We start from the raw sequence: 22564 nt of genomic DNA on the forward strand, positions 1-22564 counted from the left end.
CGCGCCTCTCTTTTCTATCTCATCGTATTCAAGGCTGATCGACATGAACTACCGCAACCCCACCCAACTGCAAGCCGCGATTCTCGACTGGGCCGGCACCGTCGTCGATTTCGGTTCGTTCGCCCCGACCCAGATCTTTGTCGAGGCCTTCGCCGAGTTCGACGTGCAAGTTTCCATCGAAGAAGCCCGTGGCCCCATGGGCATGGGCAAATGGGACCATATCCGCACGCTGTGCGATCAACCGGCAATCACCGAACGCTACCGCAAGGCCTTCGGCCGCGCGCCGAGCGACGAGGACGTCACCGCCATCTACGAGCGCTTCATGCCCCTGCAGATCGAGAAGATCGCCGAACACTCGGCGCTGATTCCCGGTGCCCTGGAAACCATCACCGCACTACGCCAGCAGGGCCTGAAGATCGGTTCGTGCTCGGGTTATCCGGCCCGGGTCATGGAGAAGGTCGTGGCCCTGGCCGCCCGCAACGGTTATGTCGCCGACCATGTAGTGGCCACCGACGAGGTGCCGAACGGTCGCCCGTGGCCGGCCCAGGCCCTGGCCAACGTGATCGCCCTGGGCATCGACGATGTCGCCGCCTGCGTCAAGGTCGACGACACGGTGCCGGGGATCCTCGAAGGCCGCCGGGCCGGCATGTGGACCGTCGCCCTGGTGTGTTCGGGCAATGCGCTGGGGCTGACCTACGAGCAGTACCGCGACCTCGACCGGGCGACCCTGGACGCCGAGCGCCAGCGCATCCACGCACTGTTCGCCGGCTCCCGGCCACACTACCTGATCGACACCCTCAATGACCTGCCGCAGGTGATCGTCGATATCAACAAGCGCCTGGCGAAGGGTGAAATGCCGCAGGGCAACTGATACGGGGCTTCAGAGCTTGATGATATTGCCCTGGGTCGGCGGCACCTGCCCGTGATAGAGGCGTGAGACCAACTGCCGGGCGGCCTCGTAGCCTTCATCCACGACCACCTCCAGCAGCGGCGCCGGCCCTTCGCTCACCGTCCGGTAGAACCGCTGCAGGCCCTCGCCGATGTACTGGCTGACCCGTTCCGGCCCCCATTCGGCGTTACGTTTGCGGATCTGGATCGGTGCAAAGAAGAACACCGGCTGCGGCCCTTCGATCGCCGTGAGCCGGGCCTCGTCCGTGGTTTGCGCGGAGCCGGCGAAGCAGCTGTAGAGCAACCGCCGGCCCAGGCGCTGATGCACTCGATCACGCAGCGCCAGATCACCGGAAAAGTCCACATACAGCGTCGGCTGATCAGTGTCCAACGAGCCCAGTTCATCGTAGGCCAGGGTCTGTTCATAACAGCCCAACTCGGCGACAAACGCCCGGTTGGCCGACGACGTCAACGCCACACGGGTCAACTCGGGCCGCCCCTCCAGACACACCGCAGTACCAAAGGCGGTCTTGCTCGACGCACTGGAAAACACCAGGCGCGTGGCGCCGAAGAACTGGTTGTCCTGGAGGAAGTCGGCAAGCATCGCCGAAGTCAGGAACAGCGGCTTGAGCAGGATCTGCAAATCCTCGGTGTCCGCGCTGTAGTAAGGGTCCCAGCTGCAACGGGTGTACTGGTTGTAGGCCGAGGTCAGGTCCTTGCGGTGCTCGGCGGCGTCATAAAAACCCCGCTCGGTCACCCGTTCCGGCTTCATCCACAGATGGCTGGCCATCGGAAAGTAACCGTAGAAGCGCTCACCCACCGCTACCCCGTCTACATTCGACACCAGCACATCGGCAAAGCCCCATACCGGTATATGCCCCCACTCCGCCTCCCCGGTAGGAAAAAAACCCCAGTAGTTCATCGAGTCGCCATAGGCGGCGTAGGTAATGTTGTTGGTCGTCAGGGAGCAACGTTCGACCTTGAGGATCGCCTCGCCGGGACCCGCCACCAGGGCACGCTCCTGCGTTTCGATCCGGCTCTGGTCGAGGTCGTTCTTGCGGGTAATCAGTCGTGTTACCGTGCTGGCACTTGGCATAATCAGACTCCTCTCTGCGACGATTGCGGGATGGAACCAGCTTAATGGCAGACCATGAAGAACGGGTTCGGAAACGCCGGCAAGCCGGCCGCAAACAGCCTCAAGCCCCGCGCCAAGCCGCTCAAGCGGCCCAGCCAGGCCCGGGCGATATTCACCGTCGAGGCCATTTACGAAGCCTTTGTTCGGATTTGGCAACGCAGCGGCTGGCCGGTCCTGACCACCCGCGCGGTCGCCCTGGAAGCCGGGGTGGCCATCGGTACGCTGTACGACTATTTCCCGAGCAAGGCCGCGCTGCTCTCCGGTTATGTTCGCCATAGCGTCGAGCGTTTGCTGTGCCAGCTCGATGATCAGGTGATCCGCGCCGCAGGCCTGGGTTGGCAGGCACGGGTCGAACGACTGGTACAGCTCAGCGGTCATCCGGCAAGCCCTGAACAGCCGCTGTTCGACTACCCGCTGCTGATGCTCGAACATCAGATCGCCGAGCCCAAGCACCATCAACGGGTATTCCAGGAACTGTCACAGAAATGGCGGGAGGCCTTCGACGCCTGCACCGACCTCGCCTCCAGACCTTCGGACGAGGCCATCGATGCCTGGCTGGTGCTGGTCTGGGGTGGGCGGCGTTACTGCATCACCGCGCAATTGTCGGCGGCACAGATTGAGGCCTGGCTGCGGGAAACCCAGGGGCTGATCCGTCAGCGCCTGGAAAATCCGCTCTAGACCTTTTTGTTGCGCTCAACCCAGTGCCCATAGGCATTGATAAAGCCCTGCAGGAAGGGTTTGACCGACTCGGACAGGTGGCCCGCCTCGTCGAACGCACTGCCCGCACCGCTCAGATAAGCTTCCGGCTGTTGCATGCACGGCACATCGAGGAACACCAGGGACTGGCGCAGATGGTGATTGGCGCCAAAGCCACCGATCGCTCCCGGCGAGGCACTGATCACCGCCCCCGGCTTGCCGCTCCAGACACTTTTGCCATAAGGCCGGGAACCGACGTCGATAGCGTTTTTCAGGACGCCGGGCACCGAGCGGTTGTATTCCGGGGTGACAAACAGCACCGCGTCGGTGGCCCGGACCTTTTCGCGAAAAGCCTTGTAGGCCGCCGGCGGCGCGTCGGTATCGATGTCCTCGCTGTAAAGCGGCAGATCGCCGATCTCGATAATCACCAGCTTCAGGTTCGCCGGCGCCAGCTCGGCCAGGGCCAGGGCCACCTTGCGGTTGATGGATTGTTTTCTCAAGCTGCCAACCAGGACAGCGACCTTGTAGACGTTGCTCATGAGAACTCTCGACTATCTGTGCGAAGGAACAGTAGTTATAGATGATCGGGCGCCATTGTCCCGACGTTTTTCTCCCGTCAGTCCACTGCTTTCCCCATCGATGCCCCGGAGCCTGTAGAGTAGAGCGACTATATTTTCCACCACGCAAAACTTCCCCCGCCAAACCACGGTCTACTGAGCCGCAAATCGGGTGTTCATTTCCAGAGGTTCTAAACAGATGGCCGCAGTACTCGTCGGACAATTTCATGCCAGGGATGCGGAAGGTCGCGTCTATTCCGTGCATGAATTCCAGGAATCCACGCCTTCAGCCGAAGGCCTGGCCGGCACGGAGCCTGTCACCACCTATAAACTGGCCATTGGCGATCGCGTTAACAAAATCGACCACAATTCATTCCAGCTGGTTCAATCCGGGATCACGCTCACCCGTGAACCCGAGACATCGACCGCTTCCTGACCTGGGACAACAGGCGCAGCAGCCACCTGAAGTCATGTGCGCAGACTTGAGTTAGGATCAGCCCACTGATTCCCTCCCGGCTGGACACGGACTTCAAGCATGCGTTTACGCCATATCGAAGTAATCCAGGCCCTCCTGCAGACCGGCAATCTCGGCACCGCCGCCGAGTTGCTGCAGCTGCCAGCGGCCACCGTCAGCGCTACTCTGCAGGATGCCGAGCAGCAGCTGGGTTTCCTGCTGTTCGCCAGCGTGCGCGGGCGGATGCAGGCGACCCGTGAGACCCGCGAGCTGCAACCCCTGCTGCACCGCCTGTACGCGGAAGTGGAACCGCTACGGCGACTGGCCGGCAGCCTGCGTCAGCATCAGGACCCCGCCTTGCGGGTGGTCTGCACACCGACCCTGGCCCAGCAACTGCTGCCCCAGAGCCTGGCGGCCTTGCGCCGACGCTTTCGCGAAACCCCCTGCACCCTCGCCAGCCAGCACACCCGCGAGATCGTCCGCGATCTGCTGCTCAGGGAGGTCGAACTGGGCCTGAGCCTGCACAACCCCGATCATCCACAGATCCACGCCCAGGCCCTGGCCGAGGGCAAGCTGCAATTGCTCGCGCCCCATGGCTGGCTGCAACCCAAACAGAAATACATCGCCCTGCAGGAGTTGGCCGGGCAATCGATGGTCGGCCTGGAAGAGCAGGACACCCTGAGCCTGATGCTCGACAGCAAGCTGCAGGCCCTGAGACCGGCGCCCCAGGTGCAGACGCGGGTACAGACCTACCAGATGATGCGCAGCATGGTCGAAGCCGGCGAAGGTTTGGCGATTGTCGACCCGTTCACGGCCGTCGGGGCCAGGGCTGGCGGCCTGGATGTCTGCCCGGTGTCACCGGCCATCGGCGTCACCCTGTACGCCCTGACCCTCAAGGAGCGCGAACCGGGCGCCGCCTTGAAGGCCCTGCTGGAAATCGTCGGCGAGAAAGCCACCGCGATGCTGCTCTGAGCCACCGCCCCGTCAGGGCTGTCCGGCAAACAACAGGTACCAGAAGACCGCCACCTCCGCGGTCTGCGCATCGATCCCGCGATAACGCAGATGATCGATCCCGCCCAGGACATAACCGCAGCGTTCGTACAGGCGGCAGGCGCCCAGGTTGTTGTTCTGGGTTTCCAGCATGATCCCCGGCAGGTTCTTCTTGTGGCTCCAGAAACGCACCACATCCAGCAGCGCCCGGGCCACCCCATGGCGTCGCGCCGAGGCGTCGACCGCCAGCTCGTCGACATGGGCAAAGCCGTTCCAGTTGGTGCTGACCACCACATGACCGACCGCGCGGCCGTCCAGATAGGCCATGAAGATTTCGCTGTCCACCGCCGCGCGGTAGCTGGCGAACTCCTCGGGATCGATGCCATAACACTTGCGATAAGGCGCCACCGGGACCAGTGGCCATTGATCGACCCGCTTGCCGATCTCGGCCAAGCCATGGGCCTTGACCTGAAAGCTGAAATCGCTGCCCCAGATGTACTCGGAGAAACCAGCGTCAGCCACACGGACCGATACCTCGGGATACTTCGGGTTCGTGACTAAATGCATTGGGCCAACCATCCTCAAGCCTTGATGTCACGGTGCACGATCGGGAGGAGAAACGTCGAGCTCCTGTCCGGGGACATCCAATCCCCGGACAGTGAGCCTCGCTGCACCGGCCCCTTCAGCTTAGAAGGTCAATCGCCGCTGCACAAAAGATCATCCGCAAGTCTCAGTGGCGTTGCGCGTCGGCCTCGGCCAGTTGGGTCCAGAGCGCCGGGGCGCCGGCGGACTTGGCAATGGCCTCGAGACGCGCCAGGTGTTCGGCCAGGTCGCTTTCACTGGCACGAATGATCCGCGCCGGCTGGCGATCGGCCGGCAGGCGGCGGATTTCGCTGGCCTGGTTGCCCGAGCCCTCACCGGAACCGTTGCCATCGGTGGCGTTGCCGGCCAGGGACAGGCTGGTCTGGCCACCGGTCATGGTCAGGTAGACGTCGGCGAGAATCTCCGAGTCGAGCAAGGCGCCGTGCAGTTCGCGGCCGGAGTTGTCGACGCCGTAGCGCTTGCACAGGGCATCAAGGCTGTTGCGCTGCCCCGGGTGCCGTTCCCGGGCCATCATCAGGGTATCGAGGATGCTGCAGTGGCGGGTGATGTCCGCGCGGTCCTGCTGACCGATCAAGGCGAATTCGTTGTTGATGAAGCCCACGTCGAACGCCGCGTTGTGGATGATCAGCTGGGCGCCCTGGATGAATTCGAAGAACTCCTCGGCCACCTCGGCAAAACGCGGCTTGCCCACCAGGAATTCGTTGGTGATGCCGTGGACGCCAATGGCGCCTTCATCACTTTCGCGGTCCGGTTGCAGGTAAACGTGAAAATGCCGGCCGGTGAGGCGGCGGCCGATCAGTTCGACACAACCGATCTCGACGATCCGGTGGCCGTCGGTGACCGGCATACCGGTGGTTTCGGTATCGAGCACCACGCTACGCATGTTTGATCCCCCGTATTTCATCCACGCCACGGTTGGCCAACTGGTCGGCACGTTCGTTGCCATGATGGCCGATATGCCCGCGGACCCACTTCCATTTCACCGTGTGCCGGCTGACCTGCTCGTCGAGCAACTGCCACAGGTCGGCGTTCTTCACCGGTTCCTTGGCCGCGGTCTTCCAACCGCGTTTCTTCCAGTTGACCATCCACTCGGTGATGCCTTTCATCACGTACTGCGAGTCGGTCACCAGCAACACTTCGCAGGGACGCTTGAGTTCTTCGAGGCCACGAATCGCCCCCATCAGCTCCATGCGGTTGTTGGTGGTGTTGGCTTCGCCGCCCCAGAGTTCTTTCTCGATGCCCTTGCAGACCAGCAACGCGCCCCAGCCGCCAGGGCCGGGATTGCCCTTGCAGGCACCGTCGGTGAAGAGTTCAACTGTATCGCTCATTACAACCTTTCCATCGAAAATGACCCCGTGGCGCGCCGGTAACTGACCGACGCATCCCGGGCCGAGCACGCTCGACCCTCAAGGAAAAAAATGCTTACTCTTCGCTTTGGCGCCGGTTGACCTTGGCCATCGGCAGCGGTACCAGCTTGCCGACCGGTTCGCGGCGTACCTGGCGCACGGGTCGCAGGCCGACCACGATCTTGCGCGCGACCAGCAGATAGAAGCCGCCGCCCGACAGCTGCCAGCCACCGGCGACCCGCTCCCAGCCCGCCAGCCGCGCTTGCCAGGCGGCCGACGCCAGCGGCGGACGATAGCATCCGAAGCGGCGTTTCTCCAGCGCGAAGCCCAGCAGGTTGAGCCAGTCGGCCACCCGCGAGGGCGAAATGCAGCGGGCCTGGCGCAGCGCGTCATGGGCGAATACATGGCGCAGTCCCCAGGCGCTCCAGGGGTTGATGCCGAGGATCAGCAAGTGCCCGCCGGGACGTACGGCGGCGGCGGCCTCGCGCAGCAGGCCATGGGGCGACAGGCAGAAATCCAGGCCGTGCTGCAATACCACCACATCGGCGGCATGTTCGCTCAGCGGCCAGGCCTGCTCCTCGCAGACGATCTCCACCCCCGGCAGCGGCGCGCCGAGGCGCACATTGCGGCGCACCTGGCCGGCCTGCGGCGGGGCTTCGGCCGAGGGGCCGTAATGCACCAGGTAACCGCCGAAATACCGCCCCAGCTCGTCCTCGAGCATCTGCCGTTCCTCGTTGAGCAGCAGTTGCCCGAGGGGGCCGGACAGCCAGTCACGGGCCGCGCTGATCAGTGCCAGCCAGTCAGGATCAGCCTGAGCGAACGCTTTATCGGTCATTGCCTTCTCCAACTCGCCACAAGTGCTTTACAAGCACTAAGATGCGCCATTGTTTTGCGCTTGGGAATTGCACCATGATACAGATCGACGCGCTGCCCGCCTTCACCGACAACTACATCTGGTTGTTACAGGATACCGCCCGCCGCCGCTGCGCCGTGGTCGACCCGGGCGATGCCGGGCCGGTGCTGGCCTGGCTGGAGCAGCATCCGGGCTGGCAACTCGAGGACATCCTGGTCACCCATCACCATCACGACCATGTCGGCGGTGTCGAACGCCTGAAACAGGCCAGCGGTGCCCGCGTACTCGGGCCGGCCAGCGAAAACATCCCGGCCCGCGACCTGGCGCTGAACGACAACGACAGCGTGACGGTACTCGGCCTCGAGTTCCAGGTGTTCGCCGTGCCCGGTCATACCCTGGGGCATATCGCTTTCTACCATGACGATGCCGCGCGCCCATTGCTGTTCTGCGGCGACACGCTGTTCGCCGCCGGCTGTGGCCGCCTGTTCGAAGGCACGCCGGAACAGATGCACCACTCCCTCAGCCGGCTGGCGGCCCTGCCGGCGACTACCGGCGTGTACTGCACCCACGAGTACACCCTGAGCAACCTGCGTTTTGCCCAGGCGGTGGAGCCACAGAATCCGGACATTGCCGAACGGATGGCGCAGGTCAGCCAATGGCGGTCCGAGGGACGTATCAGCCTGCCATCGAATCTGGCCCTGGAATTGAAGACCAACCCATTTCTGCGGGTCGGCGAAACATCTGTTAAAGAAAAAGCAGACGAACGGAACGGCCTCGACAACGGCTCGCCGAGTGAGGTTTTTGCGGCTCTGCGCCGCTGGAAAGACAGCTTCTGATCGAGGTGCGGTCAACACTAAAAATCTGAATGGTTGACCGCACCCTGAGCGCTTTCTAGAATCGCCCGACATTTTCGCCCGGAACTCACTTCCAGCCAATGTCGTCATCCAACCGAAAACCCACCCATTCAGACGCATTGACGCGATTAGCTCAAGCTGTTGCCGTGGCTGTGTCCGCCGCCCTGGCGGGCTGTTCGAGCCTCCATACCCCCGTGGACAGCAACACCGAACCGACCCCGAATCTCAGCGCCCGGATCAAGCAGAAACCGATCTGGCTCAGCGAAAAGGCCAAGCACACGCCGCCCCAGGACGTCTGGGAACGCATGCGCCAGGGCTTCCAGTTGCAGGACGGCCTGGGTGTGAACCCGCGCATCGAACAACAGCGCCTGTGGTTCGCCAGTAACCCGGAGTTCCTGGAAAACGCCAGCTCGCGCGGCAGCCTCTACATTCATTACATCGTCGAGCGCCTGGAAGAACGCAACATGCCGCTGGAGCTGGCACTCCTGCCGGTGATCGAAAGCGCCTACAACCCGATGGCCTACTCCCGTGCCGATGCCGTCGGCCTGTGGCAGTTCATTCCATCCACCGGGCGTTATTTCAACCTGCGCCAGGACCGTTTCTACGACGGGCGCAAGGACATCACCGCCTCGACCATCGCGGCGATGAACTACCTGACCCGCCTGCACGACATGTTCAACGGCGACTGGCTGCTGGCCCTGGCAGCCTACAATGCCGGCGAAGGCACGGTCAGCCGGGCCATCGAGCGCAATGAAAAGCTCGGCCTGCCCACCGACTACTGGAACTTGCCGCTGCCTCAGGAAACCCGCGACTACGTGCCCAAGCTGCTGGCCCTGTCGCAGGTGGTCCTGGCCCCCGAAGCCTACGGCGTGAACCTGAGTCCGATTGCCAACGAACCGTATTTCGCCACCGTCGAAATCAACCAGCCCATGGACCTCAGCCGGGTCGCGGCCCTGGCCGAGATCGACGAAGACGAGATGATCCAGCTCAACCCGGCGTTCAAGCAGAAAGCCACGATGGACGGCCCGCAGCACCTGCTGGTGCCCAGTTCCAAGGCGCAACTGCTGACCGCCAGCCTGTCGCGGATGAAACCCGAAGAGCTGATCAGCCTGAGGCCGAGGAAGCCGGTCTTCGAATCCCTCGCCGGTAATCCACCGGCGCGCCTGACCCGCCGCTACAAGGTGAAGACCGGCGACAACCTGACCTCGATCGCCAAGGCCAACCGGGTCGACGTCAAGGACCTGCAACACTGGAACAAGCTTTCCGGGCACCATCTCAAGGTCGGCCAGACCCTGGTCATGCAGGACAACGTCAAGGCCGTGGCGAGCAAGAAGGCCGCCACCACCTACAAGGTGCAGAAAGGCGATTCGCTGTATATCGTCGCCAAGCGTTTCAACGTCGAGATGCAGCACCTCAAGCGCCTCAACCCGCGCACCGGCCAGGCCCTGAAGCCAGGGCAGATCCTTACGGTTTCCCAGCCGCGCTAACCGCCAACGACCGCGAAAACATCACGCACCTGTAGGAGCAGGGCTTGCCCGCGAAGGCGGCCTTGAAACCGCCAGAAGCTTCGCGGGCAAGCCCTGCTCCTACAGGTTCGGCGTCGCCTGCAAGCCCAGATTTCCAACCTGACATTCACAAGGGGATTGCGCCTCTTCCGGCGCGCCTTTTTCCACCCGATACAAGCTGTTAAGGTACTGGTCCTGCAGCCCAAGCCGCCTGGATCGGATCTCTGCCTTGACGCGTCCCCTCCTCCTGCTGTTCATCAGCCTGGCATTGAGCTCTCCCGCAAGCGCGACGATCAGCGAAAGCCACGGTTATGCGCAGTTCGGCACGCTCAAGTACCCCGCCAGGTTCACCCACTTCGACTGGGTCAACCCCGACGCGCCCAAAGGCGGCACCTTGCGGGTGATGGCGTTCGGCACCTTCGACACCCTCAACCCCTACACCTTCAAGGGCACCAGCCCGGTCAGCACGCCCAACTTCCTGCAGTACGGTGTCAACGAGCTCAACGCCACCCTGATGGCCGGCACCGGCCAGTACGCACCCTCGGGGGATGAGCCGAACGCCAGCTACGGGCTGATCGCCCAATCGGTGGAGTACAGCGAGGACCGCAGTTGGGTGGTGTTCAACCTGCGGCCCGAAGCGCGGTTCCACGACGGCACGCCGATTACCGCCTACGACGTAGCCTTCTCCTATCGCCTGCTGCTCAAGGAAGGCCATCCGCAATACCGCACCAGCCTGCAGGAAGTCGCACGGGTCGACGTGCTCACGCCCCAGCGGATCCGCTTCGTTTTCAAGCGCTCGGGCAATCCGCTGCTGATCCTGCGCCTCGGTGAACTGCCGGTGCTGGCGCAACACTATTGGCAAGGTCGCGACTTCACCGCCACCACCTTCGAGCCGCCACTGGGCAGCGGTCCCTATCGCATCAGCAAGGTGCAACCGGGGCGCCAGCTGGTCTTTGAACGGGTGAAAAACTGGTGGGGCGAAAACCTTCCGGTCAATCGCGGCAAATACAATTTCGACCGCGTCGAGGTGGAATTCTATCGCGACAGCGACGTCGCCTTCGAAGCCTTCAAGGCCGGTGAGTTCGATATCTATATCGAACACCAGGCCAAGAACTGGGCCAACGGCTACCACTTCCCCGCCGTTGATCGAGGTGAGGTGATCCAGACCCAGATCCCCCACCGGATCCCGACCCAGACCCAGGGCCTGTTCATGAACAGCCGCCGTGCCAGCTTTGCCCAGGACAAGGTGCGCGAAGCCCTCGGCCTGATGTTCGACTTCGAATGGACCAACCGCACCCTGTTCGGCGGCGCCTACCAGCGGGCCATGAGTTTCTATCCCAACAGCGAGTTTTCCGCCAGCGGGGTTCCGGCCGGGCAGGAATGGTTGCTGCTGGCGCCTTACCGCGAACAACTGCCGGCGCGCCTGTTCAGCGAACCCTTCAGCTTGCCGCAGACCGACGGTCGCGGTATCCCTCGTGAGACCCTGCGCCGCACCCTCGCCCTGCTCGGCGACGCCGGCTGGAAACTCGACGGCCAGCGCCTGCTGGACAAGAACGGCCACCCCCTGCGTTTTGAAATACTGCTGGTCAACCCGAACCTGGAACGGATCCTCCAGCCCTACGTCGAAAACCTCGCGAGCATAGGTGTAGACGCCCGCCTGCGAACAGTGGATCGTGCCCAGTACAAACAACGTCTCGACCAGTTCGATTTCGACATGATCCTGATGACCCTGGACCAGAACCTCAGCCCGGGACTCGAGCAGTGGCAGTACTTCCATTCCAGCCAGGCCGGCGTCAAGGGCAGCAAGAATTACGCGGGGGTCGCGAGCCCCGTGGTCGACCACCTGCTCGAAGCCCTGCTGGCGGCCCACACCCGCGACGAGCAACTGGCCGCCGGTCGCGCCCTGGACCGGGTCCTGCTCTGGCAACACATCATGATTCCCAACTGGTACCTTGACTATCATCGCCTGGCCTACCGCAACCGGTTCGCCTTCATCACCACGCCGCCGTACACCCTGGGCCTGAGCGCCTGGTGGATGAAAGCTTCGGAGAAAGCCCAATGATGTTTTCGCGCGTCCTCTTCCTGCCCGTCAGCGGCCTGCTGTTCAGCGCCCTGGCCGGCCTCGCCGTCGCCGCTCCGCAACATGCCCTGACGCTGTACAACGAAGCGCCGAAATACCCGGCCGATTTCCAGCATGTCGACTACGTCAATCCCGACGCGCCCAAGGGCGGCACCTTCCGCCAGTCGGCCATGGGCGGTTTCGACAGCCTCAACCCGTTTATCACCAAGGGCGTGCCGGCCGACGGCCTCGACCTGATCTACGACACGCTGATGCGCCAGGGCCTGGATGAACCCTTCACCGAATACGGGTTGGTGGCGGAAAAAATCGAAAAGGCCCCGGACAACAGCTGGGTGCGCTTTTACCTGCGCCCTGAAGCGCGCTTCCACGACGGCCACCCGATGCGCGCCGAAGACGTGGTGTTCAGCTTCCAGACCCTGATGAAGGATGGCGCCCCGCTGTACCGGACCTACTACGCCGACGTCGACGAAGTCATCGCCGAAGACCCGTTGCGGGTGCTGTTCAAGTTCAAGCGCACCACCAACCGTGAATTGCCGCTGATACTCGGCCAGTTGCCGGTACTGCCCAAGCACTGGTGGGCCGACCGCGACTTCAACAAGGGCAATCTGGAATTCCCCCTCGGCAGCGGGCCGTACAAGCTTGCCGAGGTCAAGGCCGGCCGTTCGGTACGTTATGAGCGGGTCAAGGACTACTGGGCCAAGGACCTGCCGATCAATCGCGGCTTCTACAACTTCGATGTCATGGCCATGGATTACTACCGTGACAACACGGTGGCCCTGGAAGCCCTCAAGGCCGGGCAGTTCGACTTCTGGCTGGAGGTCAGCGCGAAGAACTGGGCCAACGCCTACAACACCCCGGCGGTCGCACAGGGTCGGCTGATCAAGGAGCAGATCCCCAATCGCAATCCGACTGGCATGCAGGGTTTTATCTACAACCTGCGCAAACCGATGTTCCAGGATATCCGCGTACGCGAGGCCCTGAGCCTGCTGTTCGACTTCGAGTGGACCAACAAGCAGTTGTTCAACGGCGCCTATCACCGCACCCGCAGTTACTTCGAAAACTCGGAAATGGCCGCCACCGGCCTGCCGGATGCCGCACAGTTGGCCATCCTCGAGCCGCTGCGGGGCAAGATTCCCGAACAGGTCTTCACCCAGGCCTTCGAACCCTCGGTATGCGACGCCAGCGGCATGATTCGCCCGCAGCAACGCCGCGCCTACCAACTGTTGCAGGAGGCCGGCTGGCGCATCGTCGACGACAAGATGGTCGACACCCAGGGCAAGCCGGTGAGCATCGAGTTCCTGCTGGCCCAGACCGAATTCGAGCGGGTGCTGCTGCCGTTCAAGCGCAACCTTGCCGATATCGGCATCGACCTGGTGATTCGCCGGGTCGATGTTTCCCAGTACATCAACCGCCTGCGCTCGCGGGACTTCGACATGGTCGTCGGCAGCTTCCCGCAGTCCAACTCGCCGGGCAACGAGCAACGGGAATTCTGGAAGTCTTCCAGCGCCGACAAGCCCGGTAGCCGCAACCTCATGGGCCTCAAGGACCCGGCGGTGGATGAACTGGTGGAAGCGCTGATCGATTCCGACTCCCGGCAGAGCCTGGTGGAACATGCCCGCGCCCTGGACCGGGTGCTGCAATGGGGCTTCTACGTGATCCCCAACTGGCATATCAAGACCTGGCGCGTGGCCTACTGGGACCATATCGGTCACCCGAAAGTCTCGCCGGCCTACGATGTCGGCCTCTACACCTGGTGGATCAAGCCGGATGCCAAGCCGGCGGTAACGCTGCAAACCGACAGCACGAGTGCGGAGCAATAATAAGATGCTGGCCTATATTTTTCGCCGACTGCTACTGATCATCCCGACCCTGTTCGGCATCCTGCTGATCAACTTCGTGATCATCCAGGCCGCCCCGGGGGGGCCGGTGGAGCAGATGATCGCCAAGCTCGAAGGCTTCGAAGGCGCCACCAGCCGGATCGCCGGCGGCGGCGCCGAAGTCTCGGTGGCCGGCTCCAGCTATCGCGGCGCCCAGGGCCTGGACCCGGCCCTGATCAAGGAAATCGAGCACATGTACGGCTTCGACAAGTCGGCGCCGGAACGCTTGTGGATCATGATCAAGAACTACGCGACCCTGGACTTCGGCAACAGCTTCTTCCGCGATGCCAAGGTCGTCGACCTGATCAAGGAAAAAATGCCGGTGTCGATTTCCCTCGGGCTCTGGAGCACCCTGATCATGTACCTGGTCTCCATCCCCCTGGGCATTGCCAAGGCCACCCGCCACGGCAGTCATTTCGATGTCTGGACCAGTTCGGCGATCATCGTCGGTTATGCGATCCCGGCGTTCCTGTTCGCGATCCTGCTGATCGTGGTGTTCGCCGGCGGCAGCTACCTGAACTGGTTCCCCTTGCGTGGCCTGACCTCGAACAACTTCGATCAGCTGAGCCTCGGCGGCAAGGTCCTCGACTACTTCTGGCACCTGGCGCTGCCGGTCACCGCCCTGGTCATCGGCAACTTCGCCACCATGACCCTGCTGACCAAGAACAGCTTCCTCGATGAAATCAACAAGCAGTACGTGGTCACCGCCAAGGCCAAGGGCCTGACCCAACGCCGCGTGCTCTATGGCCACGTGTTCCGCAACGCCATGCTGCTGGTCATCGCCGGTTTCCCCTCGGCCTTCATGGGCATCTTCTTCACCGGCTCCCTGCTGGTGGAAGTGATCTTCTCCCTCGACGGCCTGGGCCTGATGAGCTTCGAAGCGGCAATCAACCGCGACTACCCGATCGTCTTCGGCACCCTGTTCATCTTCACCCTGCTGGGGCTGGTGGTGAAACTGATCGGCGACATTACCTACACCCTGGTCGATCCACGGATCGACTTCGAACATCGGGAGCATTGAGATGCAGTTATCCCCCCTCAATCGCCGACGTTTCGAACGGTTCAAGGCCAACAAGCGCGGCTGGTGGTCGCTGTGGCTGTTCCTGGTACTGTTCGTCCTGAGCCTCGGCGCCGAACTGATCGCCAATGACAAGCCACTGCTGGTGCACTACGACGACGGCTGGTATTTCCCGGCCCTCAAGCGTTATCCGGAAACCACCTTCGGTGGCGAGTTCCCCCTGGAGGCCAACTACAAGAGCCCGTACATCCGCGAACTGCTCAAGGCCAAGGATGCCTGGATCCTGTGGGCGCCGATCCCGTTCAGCTATCAGAGCATCAATTACGACCTGCGCGTCCCGGCCCCGGCCCCGCCTTCAGCGGACAACCTGCTGGGCACCGATGACCAGGGCCGCGACGTGCTCGCCCGGGTGATCTACGGCTTCCGTATTTCGGTGCTGTTCGCCCTGACCCTGACCGTGCTCAGCTCCATCATCGGCGTGATCGCCGGCGCCTTGCAGGGTTTCTATGGCGGCTGGGTCGACCTGGCCGGACAGCGCTTCCTGGAAATCTGGTCCGGGCTGCCGGTGCTCTACCTGCTGATCATCCTCGCCAGCTTCGTCCAGCCGAACTTCTGGTGGCTGCTGGGGATCATGCTGCTGTTTTCCTGGATGAGCCTGGTGGACGTGGTGCGCGCCGAGTTCCTCCGCGGGCGCAACCTGGAATATGTCCGCGCGGCCCGAGCCCTGGGCATGCAGAACGGCGCGATCATGTTCCGCCATATCCTGCCCAACGCCATGGTCTCGACCATGACCTTCATGCCGTTCATCCTCACCGGCGCCATCGGCACCCTGACTGCCCTGGATTTCCTCGGCTTCGGCCTGCCCGCCGGCTCACCGTCCCTGGGCGAACTGGTGGCCCAGGGCAAATCCAATCTGCAGGCGCCCTGGCTGGGCATGAGCGCGTTCGCCGTGCTGGCCTTGATGCTCAGCCTGCTGGTGTTTATCGGCGAGTCCGCTCGCGATGCCTTCGACCCGAGGAAGTAAGATGAATCAGGACAATCTGATCGAAGTGCGCGACCTCTCGGTGGAGTTCGTGGTCGGTGAGCAGCGCCAGCGGGTGGTGGAAAACCTCAGCTTCGATATCCGCCGCGGCGAAACCCTGGCCCTGGTGGGCGAAAGCGGCTCGGGCAAGTCGGTCACCGCGCACTCGATCCTGCGCCTGCTGCCCTACCCCCTGGCCCACCACCCCAGCGGTACGATCCAGTATTCCGGGCAGGACCTGCTGACCCTGAAAGAGAAGACCATCCGCCACATCCGCGGCAACCGCATCGCGATGATCTTCCAGGAGCCGATGACCTCGCTGAACCCGCTGCACTCCATCGAGAAGCAGATCAACGAAGTGCTCGGCATTCACAAGGGCCTGACCGGCAAGGTGGCCACCAAACGCACCCTGGAGCTGCTGGAGCTGGTGGGCATCCCCGAGCCACACAAGCGCCTCAAAGCCCTCCCACACGAGCTCTCAGGCGGTCAGCGCCAGCGTGTGATGATCGCCATGGCCCTGGCCAATGAGCCGGAGCTGCTGATCGCCGACGAACCGACCACCGCCCTCGATGTGACGGTGCAGCTGAAAATCCTCGAATTGCTCAAGGAGCTGCAGGCACGCCTGGGCATGGCCCTGCTGCTGATCAGCCATGATCTCAACCTGGTGCGCCGGATCGCCCACCGGGTGTGCGTCATGCAACGTGGCCGGATCGTCGAGCAGGCCGACTGCGAAGCCTTGTTCCAGGCCCCGCAACATCCCTACACCTGTGAATTGCTCAGCGCCGAGCCCCGTGGCGAACCCGCCGCGACCGAGGTCGGCGAGCCGCTGCTGGAGGTCGACGACCTCAAGGTCTGGTTCCCCATCAAGAAAGGCCTGCTGCGCAGCACCGTGGACCACGTGAAGGCCGTGGACGGCATCCACTTCAGCCTGCCCCGGGGCCAGACCCTGGGCATCGTCGGCGAAAGCGGCTCGGGCAAATCCACCCTCGGCCTGGCGATCCTGCGACTGATCGGCAGCCAGGGCGATATCCGCTTCGAAGGCCAGTTGTTGAGCCGCCTGTCGCAGAAACAGGTGCGGCCGTTACGTCGGGAAATGCAGGTGGTGTTCCAGGACCCGTTCGGCAGCCTCAGCCCGCGCATGTGCGTCAGCCAGATTGTCGGCGAAGGCTTGCGTATCCATAAGATCGGCAACGAGCAGGAGCAGGAAGCAGCGATCATTGCCGCCCTGAAAGAAGTCGGCCTGGACCCGGAGACCCGCAACCGCTATCCCCACGAGTTTTCCGGCGGACAACGCCAGCGCATCGCCATCGCTCGGGCGCTGGTGCTCAAGCCGGCACTGATCCTGCTGGATGAGCCAACCTCGGCCCTCGACCGCACGGTGCAGCGCCAGGTCGTCGAACTGCTGCGCTCGCTGCAGATCAAGTACAACCTGACCTACCTGTTCATCAGCCACGACCTGGCGGTGGTCAAGGCGCTGAGCCACCAACTGATGGTGGTCAAGCATGGCAAGGCGGTCGAGCAAGGCGACGCGAAGGATATCTTTGCCGCGCCGCAACATCCTTATACAAAACAGTTGCTGGAAGCGGCGTTCCTGGTGCCCGGGACGAGCCCGCTGTAGGCACGTCGGGCGAAGGCGCCTGCTTGATTCCCGGCCATAAAAAAAGACCGCTCAATGAGCGGTCTTTTTTATACAGCGGGCGTTGGCTGGATCAAGTGCCTTAGAAGCGCTTGATGTCCGCCTGGCCTTCCAGCTGCTTGCGGTACGCCGCGAAGTCCTGCTGGCCGGCACGGGAGGCGAGGAAGCGACGATAGGACGCCTTCTCTTCTTCGCTTGGCGCCGCGCCTTCGTTCACGCCGTTCAGACGCACAAGCACCAGGCTACCATCGGCCAGGGTCACGGTGCTGAAGGTCGGCTTGTCCTTGCCTTCAGGCTTGGGCATGCGGAACAGTGCTTGCAGCACCGCCGGATCAACCCCTTCCTGAGAGCGAGTGACGGCTTCCTGGGTTTTCCAGGTCTGGCCGGCCGGCAGTGGCTTGCCTTCACGCAGGCTGGCGATCAGTTCGTCCGCCTTGACCTTGGCCGCCGCCGTGGCGTGCTCCTTGGTCAACTGCTTGCGAATCGGCCCATCCACGCTGGCCAGAGGCAGTTGCTCAGGCTTGTGGTGTTCCTTGGCACGCAATACGACCACGGTGTCCGGGTCCAGCTCGATGGCGCTGCTGTTGGCACCCTCATCCAGCACTTCCGGACTGAACGCCGCCGTCACGACAGCACGGTTGGCCGCCACACCTTCACCACCTTCACGGCCGAACGGCGCCGAGGTGTGCACCTTCAGGTTCAGGTCCTGGGCCGGCTGGGCCAGGTCGGAAGCTTCGAACGAGGCATCTTCAAGCTGCTTGGTCGCCTCGACGAAACGCTGCTCCACTAGCTGGGTTTTCAGCTCGCGGGTCAGCTTGTCCTTCAGGCTGGCGAAGGTCGGCACTTGCGGTGCCTCGACGCCCAACAGCTTGATCAGGTGATAACCGAACTCGCTGCGCACCGGGCCCGATACCTGATCCTTGGTCAAGGCATACAGCGCCTTTTCAAAGGCCGGGTCATAGACACCAGGGCCGGCGAAACCGAGGTCACCGCCATGGCTGGCCGAACCCGGGTCCTGGGAGAACTCCTTGGCCAGGGCATCGAAATGCTCACCCTTGGCCAGGCGCTGCTGGATCTCTTCGATCTTCGCCTTGGCCTGGGCGTCGTTCACCTTGTCGTTCACTTCGATCAGAATGTGCGCGGCACGACGCTGCTCGGCGAGGTTCGCGGTTTCTTTCTGATACTGCGCCTGCAGGTCTTCGTCCTTGACGGTGACCTGGTCGAAGAACGAGGACTTCTTCAGTTCCAGGTAATCGACGACCACCTGATCCGGCGTCATGAACTCCTTGGCGTGCTTGTCGTAGTAGGCCTTGACCTCGTCATCGGTCAGCTTGACCGCCGACAGATCGACCGGGACGTTCAGCGAAGCGAAATCGCGGGTCTGTTTTTCCAGACGGGCAAACGCCAGCACCTGGGCATCAGTGACGAAACCGCTGCCCGCCAGACCCGCACGGATCTGGCCGATCAGCATTTCCTGAGCCAGCATCTGGCGGAATTGCATACGACCGTAGCCCAGTTGACGAATCACCTGGTCGAAACGATCGGAGCTGAACTTGCCGTCCACCTGGAATTCAGGCGTTTGCAGGATGACCTGGTCCAGCGCACCCTCGGAGAAAGCGAACTTCGACTTCTCGGCGCCCTGAAGCAGCAGCTTGCGGTCGATCAGCCCCTTGAGGGCGGATTCGCGCAGCATTTTCTCATCCAGCAACGAGGCATCGAAATCCTTGCCCAGCTGTTGCATGAGTTGGCGACGTTGCATGTCGACCGCCTGGCTCAGCTCGGTCTGGGTGATCTCGTCACCGTTGACCTTGGCCGCGTCCTGGCTGGTGGAGGTGGCCCTGAAAATGGCATCGAAACCGGTCAGCGCCATCAATGCGACGATGACCCCGATGATGGTCTTGGCAATCCAGCCTTGTGAATTGTCCCTGATATTTTGCAGCATGCGTCCCCCAGAAACGGTTGAACTTCAATGTGGGCAACCGTGGAGCGTGGGTAGAATCCGGATAGAAGAAAGGCGCATCCGAGGATGCGCCTTCTCGTAACTGGCAGAGCGGATGAGGGCTCGATACGCGTCCCTCGGCGTGTCAGGCCGGCCCTGAAAAAGGACCCTGGCCGACCGCTTCACCGCTCCGCGGCCAGATCAGGCAAGAACCCGACCCGGATAGGCAAAGGCTTGAACGAATGTCAGTTGACAGCTTCTTTCAGTGCTTTGCCGGCTTTGAAACCTGGCTTTTTGGCAGCAGCGATTTCCAGCGTCTTACCGGTCTGAGGGTTGCGACCGATGCGAGCAGGACGGTCGGTCACGGAGAAGGTGCCGAAACCTACCAGTACAACGGAGTCGCCAGCCTTCAGAGCGCCAGTGACGGATTCGATAACTGCATCCAGCGCACGGCCAGCAGCAGCTTTCGGGATATCAGCGGATGCAGCGATAGCATCAATCAGTTCCGACTTGTTCACTCTAAGTCCCCTTATATCTATTGAGTATATTTCTAAGTTTTTGGGTGAAAGCTAAACCTGTGCTGAATGGCCTACAGACACTTAAGAGCCGCTTTATAACAAGGGCTCTAAAAAGCTGTCAAGGAAGCCACCCAGGCTTGATCCGTACTTAATGCGTGCTGATTCTTTCCTTAGAATCGGAGTCGCGCTTCTCATCTTTCGCGACGATCTCCGGAACCACATCTGGCAAGGGCTCCGGCGCGTATTGCAGCGCAATTTGCAGGACCTCGTCAATCCATTTAACCGGTTTAATCTGAAGATCCTGCTTGATATTGTCAGGAATTTCCTTCAGATCGCGCACATTCTCTTCTGGAATGATGACGGTCTTGATCCCGCCGCGATGTGCCGCGAGCAGTTTTTCCTTCAAACCACCAATGGCCAGCACCTGACCGCGCAAGGTAATTTCACCGGTCATGGCCACATCGGCACGCACAGGAATCCCAGTCAAGGCTGACACCAGGGCCGTACACATTCCTACACCAGCGCTAGGGCCGTCTTTCGGCGTCGCCCCTTCCGGCATATGGATATGGGTGTCGCGCTTCTCGTGGAAGTCCGGGGGGATCCCCAGGCTCTTGGCGCGGCTGCGCACCACGGTCAGTGCGGCGGTGATGGACTCGACCATGACATCGCCCAGGGAACCGGTCTTGATCAACTGGCCCTTGCCCGGGACCACGGCGGCTTCGATGGTCAACAGCTCGCCACCGACCTGGGTCCAGGCCAGGCCCGTGACCTGACCGATCTGATCCTGTTGCTCGGCCAGGCCGTAACGGAATTTACGCACACCGAGGAAGTGCTCCAGCAGGTCGGAGGTGACCTTGACCGAGAAGCGTTTTTCCAGGGAATGCTCTTTCACCGCCTTGCGGCAGACCTTGGCGATTTGCCGCTCCAGCCCACGCACACCGGCTTCGCGGGTGTAGTAGCGAATGATGTCGCGAATCGACTCGACATCGAACTCCAGCTCGCCCTTCTTCAGGCCATTGGCCTGGATCTGCTTGGGCGACAGGTACTTGGTGGCGATGTTGATCTTCTCATCCTCGGTGTAACCCGGCAGGCGGATCACTTCCATCCGGTCGAGCAGCGCCGGCGGGATATTCATCGAGTTGGAGGTGCAGAGGAACATGACATCGGACAGGTCGTAGTCAACTTCCAGATAGTGGTCGTTGAAATTGTGGTTCTGTTCCGGGTCCAGCACCTCGAGCAGGGCCGAGGCCGGATCGCCACGCATGTCGCTGCCCATCTTGTCGATTTCATCGAGCAGGAACAGCGGGTTGCGCACGCCAACCTTTGTCATCTTTTGTATCAATCTTCCTGGCATCGAACCGATATAAGTCCGCCGATGACCACGAATTTCCGCTTCGTCACGCACGCCGCCGAGGGCCATGCGTACGAATTTTCGGTTGGTCGCGTGAGCAATCGACTCAGCCAGGGAAGTTTTACCCACACCAGGAGGGCCGACCAGGCACAGTACCGGACCACGAATCTTCTTCACGCGCTTCTGCACGGCGAGGTATTCGAGGATCCGTTCCTTGACTTCGTCCAGGCCATAATGGTCCGCGTCGAGAATATCTTCGGCCCGCGCCAGGTCCAGACGCACCTTGCTCTGAGCCTTCCACGGCACCTGCACCAACCAGTCGAGGTAGGAGCGCACCACGGTCGCTTCGGCGGACATCGGCGACATCTGCTTGAGCTTGTTCAACTCGGCCAGGGCCTTGGTCATGGCGTCTTTCGGCAGACCAGCGGCGTCGATGCGTTTTTTCAGTTCTTCGACTTCGTTATGGCCTTCGTCGCTGTCGCCCAGTTCCTTCTGAATGGCTTTCATTTGCTCATTCAGGTAGTACTCGCGCTGACTGCGCTCCATCTGCTTCTTGACGCGACCACGGATACGCTTCTCGACCTGCAACAGGTCGATTTCGGCGTCAAGCAGGGCCAGCACGTGTTCGACACGGGCCGACAGGTCGACGATTTCGAGAATTTCCTGCTTCTGCTCGATCTTCAGGGCCATGTGCGCAGCCATGGTATCGACCAGGCGGCTCGGCTCGTCGATGCTGTTCAACGACGACAGCACTTCAGCCGGGACTTTCTTGCCCAGTTGCACATATTGCTCGAACTGTGCCAGCAGGCTGCGGACAAAGACTTCGGACTCACGGTCCGGGGCATCGGCCTCTTCGATCAGCGCCACTTCGGCGCGGCAGTAGCCGTCGACCTCGCTGAAACGCTCGACGGTGCCGCGCTGCTCACCCTCGACCAGTACCTTGACGGTGCCATCAGGCAACTTCAGCAATTGCAATACGGTGGCGACTGTACCTACGCGATACAGCGCATCTTCGCCCGGGTCATCATCGGCAGGATTACGTTGGGCCAGCAGCAGGATCTGCTTGTCGCCCGTCATCGCTGCCTCAAGGGCTTCGATAGATTTCTCGCGCCCCACGAACAGCGGGATCACCATGTGCGGATACACCACGACATCACGCAATGGCAGGAGAGGCAATTCGATGGTTGTCTTCATGATTTCGCCTCTACGGCGGCCGTACGGCCGGAAACAGATGGATAAGCTT

20 protein-coding genes are annotated in these 22564 nt (G+C 62.1%); 11 read left to right on the forward strand and 9 right to left on the reverse strand.

Annotated features, from left to right (window positions below; translation table 11 throughout):
* The first annotated feature begins 43 nt into the window (after window positions 1–43).
* Entirely contained in the window at window positions 44–871 is an 828-nt protein-coding gene (phnX, locus tag CWE01_RS22475) for a phosphonoacetaldehyde hydrolase (RefSeq protein ID WP_100942745.1), read from the forward strand.
* Between the two features lie 9 nt (window positions 872–880).
* Here the strand turns inward: phnX and CWE01_RS22480 are convergent, their stop codons facing one another.
* Window positions 881–1984, reverse strand: coding sequence for a DUF2855 family protein (locus CWE01_RS22480; RefSeq protein WP_100942746.1), 1104 nt, complete (start codon window positions 1982–1984; stop codon window positions 881–883).
* A 54-nt stretch (window positions 1985–2038) separates the two neighbouring features.
* On the opposite strand from CWE01_RS22480, the gene CWE01_RS22485 reads away from it, so the two are divergent.
* Entirely contained in the window at window positions 2039–2701 is a 663-nt protein-coding gene (locus tag CWE01_RS22485) for a TetR/AcrR family transcriptional regulator (protein ID WP_100942747.1), read from the forward strand.
* On the opposite strand, the gene CWE01_RS22490 is transcribed toward CWE01_RS22485, so the two are convergent.
* Window positions 2698–3258 (reverse strand): NADPH-dependent FMN reductase, encoded by a 561-nt coding sequence (locus CWE01_RS22490; protein WP_100942748.1) that lies wholly within the window; start codon window positions 3256–3258, stop codon window positions 2698–2700. The two genes, CWE01_RS22485 and CWE01_RS22490, sit on opposite strands and share 4 nt — an antisense overlap.
* Window positions 3259–3475: 217 nt before the next feature.
* Here CWE01_RS22490 and CWE01_RS22495 point away from each other — a divergent pair, with 217 nt between their 5' ends.
* Entirely contained in the window at window positions 3476–3712 is a 237-nt protein-coding gene (locus CWE01_RS22495; protein WP_100942749.1) for a hypothetical protein, read from the forward strand.
* A 99-nt stretch (window positions 3713–3811) separates the two neighbouring features.
* The gene (locus CWE01_RS22500) at window positions 3812–4702 is read left to right on the forward strand and encodes a LysR family transcriptional regulator (protein WP_100942750.1); all 891 of its coding nucleotides are present in this window, start codon (window positions 3812–3814) and stop codon (window positions 4700–4702) included.
* 12 nt (window positions 4703–4714) lie between these two features.
* Here the strand turns inward: CWE01_RS22500 and CWE01_RS22505 are convergent, their stop codons facing one another.
* From CWE01_RS22505 to CWE01_RS22520, 4 genes are all read right to left on the reverse strand, one after another.
* Entirely contained in the window at window positions 4715–5287 is a 573-nt protein-coding gene (locus CWE01_RS22505) for a GNAT family N-acetyltransferase (protein ID WP_100942751.1), read from the reverse strand.
* A 163-nt stretch (window positions 5288–5450) separates the two neighbouring features.
* Window positions 5451–6206: a DNA polymerase III subunit epsilon gene (gene dnaQ, locus CWE01_RS22510; RefSeq protein WP_100942752.1), complete on the reverse strand. Its 756-nt coding sequence runs from the start codon at window positions 6204–6206 to the stop codon at window positions 5451–5453.
* Window positions 6199–6651 (reverse strand): ribonuclease HI, encoded by a 453-nt coding sequence (gene rnhA / locus CWE01_RS22515; RefSeq protein ID WP_100942753.1) that lies wholly within the window; start codon window positions 6649–6651, stop codon window positions 6199–6201. The genes dnaQ and rnhA overlap by 8 nt, the downstream gene beginning before the upstream one ends.
* 94 nt (window positions 6652–6745) lie before the next feature.
* Complete coding sequence (locus CWE01_RS22520) at window positions 6746–7504, reverse strand: methyltransferase domain-containing protein (RefSeq protein ID WP_100942754.1); 759 nt, start codon at window positions 7502–7504, stop codon at window positions 6746–6748.
* 74 nt (window positions 7505–7578) lie between these two features.
* Here CWE01_RS22520 and gloB point away from each other — a divergent pair, with 74 nt between their 5' ends.
* From gloB to CWE01_RS22555, 7 genes are all read left to right on the forward strand, one after another.
* Window positions 7579–8358, forward strand: a complete 780-nt coding sequence (gloB, locus tag CWE01_RS22525) for a hydroxyacylglutathione hydrolase (protein WP_100942755.1) — start codon at window positions 7579–7581, stop codon at window positions 8356–8358.
* Between the two features lie 98 nt (window positions 8359–8456).
* Entirely contained in the window at window positions 8457–9863 is a 1407-nt protein-coding gene (locus tag CWE01_RS22530) for a transglycosylase SLT domain-containing protein (protein WP_100942756.1), read from the forward strand.
* A gap of 247 nt (window positions 9864–10110) precedes the next feature.
* Complete coding sequence (locus CWE01_RS22535) at window positions 10111–11943, forward strand: extracellular solute-binding protein (RefSeq protein WP_100942757.1); 1833 nt, start codon at window positions 10111–10113, stop codon at window positions 11941–11943.
* Window positions 11940–13781 carry an extracellular solute-binding protein gene (locus CWE01_RS22540; RefSeq protein ID WP_100942758.1) on the forward strand — a complete coding sequence of 614 codons (1842 nt, stop codon included), beginning with the start codon at window positions 11940–11942 and terminating at the stop codon, window positions 13779–13781. The genes CWE01_RS22535 and CWE01_RS22540 overlap by 4 nt, the downstream gene beginning before the upstream one ends.
* A 4-nt stretch (window positions 13782–13785) precedes the next feature.
* Entirely contained in the window at window positions 13786–14859 is a 1074-nt protein-coding gene (locus tag CWE01_RS22545) for a microcin C ABC transporter permease YejB (RefSeq protein WP_100942759.1), read from the forward strand.
* Window position 14860: 1 nt separating this feature from the next.
* Window positions 14861–15880 (forward strand): ABC transporter permease, encoded by a 1020-nt coding sequence (locus CWE01_RS22550; protein WP_100942760.1) that lies wholly within the window; start codon window positions 14861–14863, stop codon window positions 15878–15880.
* 1 nt (window position 15881) lies between these two features.
* A complete protein-coding gene (locus CWE01_RS22555) occupies window positions 15882–17495 on the forward strand; it encodes an ABC transporter ATP-binding protein (protein ID WP_100942761.1) in 1614 nt (537 codons plus the stop codon).
* Window positions 17496–17595: 100 nt separating this feature from the next.
* Here CWE01_RS22555 and CWE01_RS22560 read toward each other — a convergent pair whose 3' ends face one another.
* The 3 genes from CWE01_RS22560 to lon all read right to left on the reverse strand — a co-directional run bounded on the left by CWE01_RS22560 (window position 17596) and on the right by lon (window position 22515).
* Window positions 17596–19455, reverse strand: a complete 1860-nt coding sequence (locus CWE01_RS22560; protein WP_100942762.1) for a SurA N-terminal domain-containing protein — start codon at window positions 19453–19455, stop codon at window positions 17596–17598.
* A gap of 242 nt (window positions 19456–19697) precedes the next feature.
* Complete coding sequence (locus CWE01_RS22565; RefSeq protein ID WP_002552737.1) at window positions 19698–19970, reverse strand: HU family DNA-binding protein; 273 nt, start codon at window positions 19968–19970, stop codon at window positions 19698–19700.
* Window positions 19971–20118: 148 nt separating this feature from the next.
* Window positions 20119–22515: an endopeptidase La gene (lon, locus tag CWE01_RS22570; RefSeq protein ID WP_100942763.1), complete on the reverse strand. Its 2397-nt coding sequence runs from the start codon at window positions 22513–22515 to the stop codon at window positions 20119–20121.
* Between the last annotated feature and the right edge of the window lie 49 nt (window positions 22516–22564).

The sequence above is a fragment of the Pseudomonas sp. QS1027 genome (assembly GCF_002814235.1).
GTDB lineage: Bacteria > Pseudomonadota > Gammaproteobacteria > Pseudomonadales > Pseudomonadaceae > Aquipseudomonas.

Bases quoted from the DNA above. Each gene is read 5' to 3' on its own strand.
- gloB (WP_100942755.1), top strand. From the start codon at position 7,579: ATGATACAGATCGACGCGCTGCCCGCCTTCACCGACAACTACATCTGG.
- CWE01_RS22540 (WP_100942758.1), top strand. From the start codon at position 11,940: ATGATGTTTTCGCGCGTCCTCTTCCTGCCCGTCAGCGGCCTGCTGTTC.
- dnaQ (WP_100942752.1), bottom strand. From the start codon at position 6,206: ATGCGTAGCGTGGTGCTCGATACCGAAACCACCGGTATGCCGGTCACC.
- CWE01_RS22495 (WP_100942749.1), top strand. From the start codon at position 3,476: ATGGCCGCAGTACTCGTCGGACAATTTCATGCCAGGGATGCGGAAGGT.
- CWE01_RS22500 (WP_100942750.1), top strand. From the start codon at position 3,812: ATGCGTTTACGCCATATCGAAGTAATCCAGGCCCTCCTGCAGACCGGC.
- rnhA (WP_100942753.1), bottom strand. From the start codon at position 6,651: ATGAGCGATACAGTTGAACTCTTCACCGACGGTGCCTGCAAGGGCAAT.
- CWE01_RS22555 (WP_100942761.1), top strand. From the start codon at position 15,882: ATGAATCAGGACAATCTGATCGAAGTGCGCGACCTCTCGGTGGAGTTC.
- CWE01_RS22505 (WP_100942751.1), bottom strand. From the start codon at position 5,287: ATGCATTTAGTCACGAACCCGAAGTATCCCGAGGTATCGGTCCGTGTG.
- lon (WP_100942763.1), bottom strand. From the start codon at position 22,515: ATGAAGACAACCATCGAATTGCCTCTCCTGCCATTGCGTGATGTCGTG.
- CWE01_RS22490 (WP_100942748.1), bottom strand. From the start codon at position 3,258: ATGAGCAACGTCTACAAGGTCGCTGTCCTGGTTGGCAGCTTGAGAAAA.
- CWE01_RS22485 (WP_100942747.1), top strand. From the start codon at position 2,039: ATGAAGAACGGGTTCGGAAACGCCGGCAAGCCGGCCGCAAACAGCCTC.
- CWE01_RS22520 (WP_100942754.1), bottom strand. From the start codon at position 7,504: ATGACCGATAAAGCGTTCGCTCAGGCTGATCCTGACTGGCTGGCACTG.
- CWE01_RS22550 (WP_100942760.1), top strand. From the start codon at position 14,861: ATGCAGTTATCCCCCCTCAATCGCCGACGTTTCGAACGGTTCAAGGCC.
- CWE01_RS22530 (WP_100942756.1), top strand. From the start codon at position 8,457: ATGTCGTCATCCAACCGAAAACCCACCCATTCAGACGCATTGACGCGA.
- phnX (WP_100942745.1), top strand. From the start codon at position 44: ATGAACTACCGCAACCCCACCCAACTGCAAGCCGCGATTCTCGACTGG.
- CWE01_RS22560 (WP_100942762.1), bottom strand. From the start codon at position 19,455: ATGCTGCAAAATATCAGGGACAATTCACAAGGCTGGATTGCCAAGACC.
- CWE01_RS22545 (WP_100942759.1), top strand. From the start codon at position 13,786: ATGCTGGCCTATATTTTTCGCCGACTGCTACTGATCATCCCGACCCTG.
- CWE01_RS22480 (WP_100942746.1), bottom strand. From the start codon at position 1,984: ATGCCAAGTGCCAGCACGGTAACACGACTGATTACCCGCAAGAACGAC.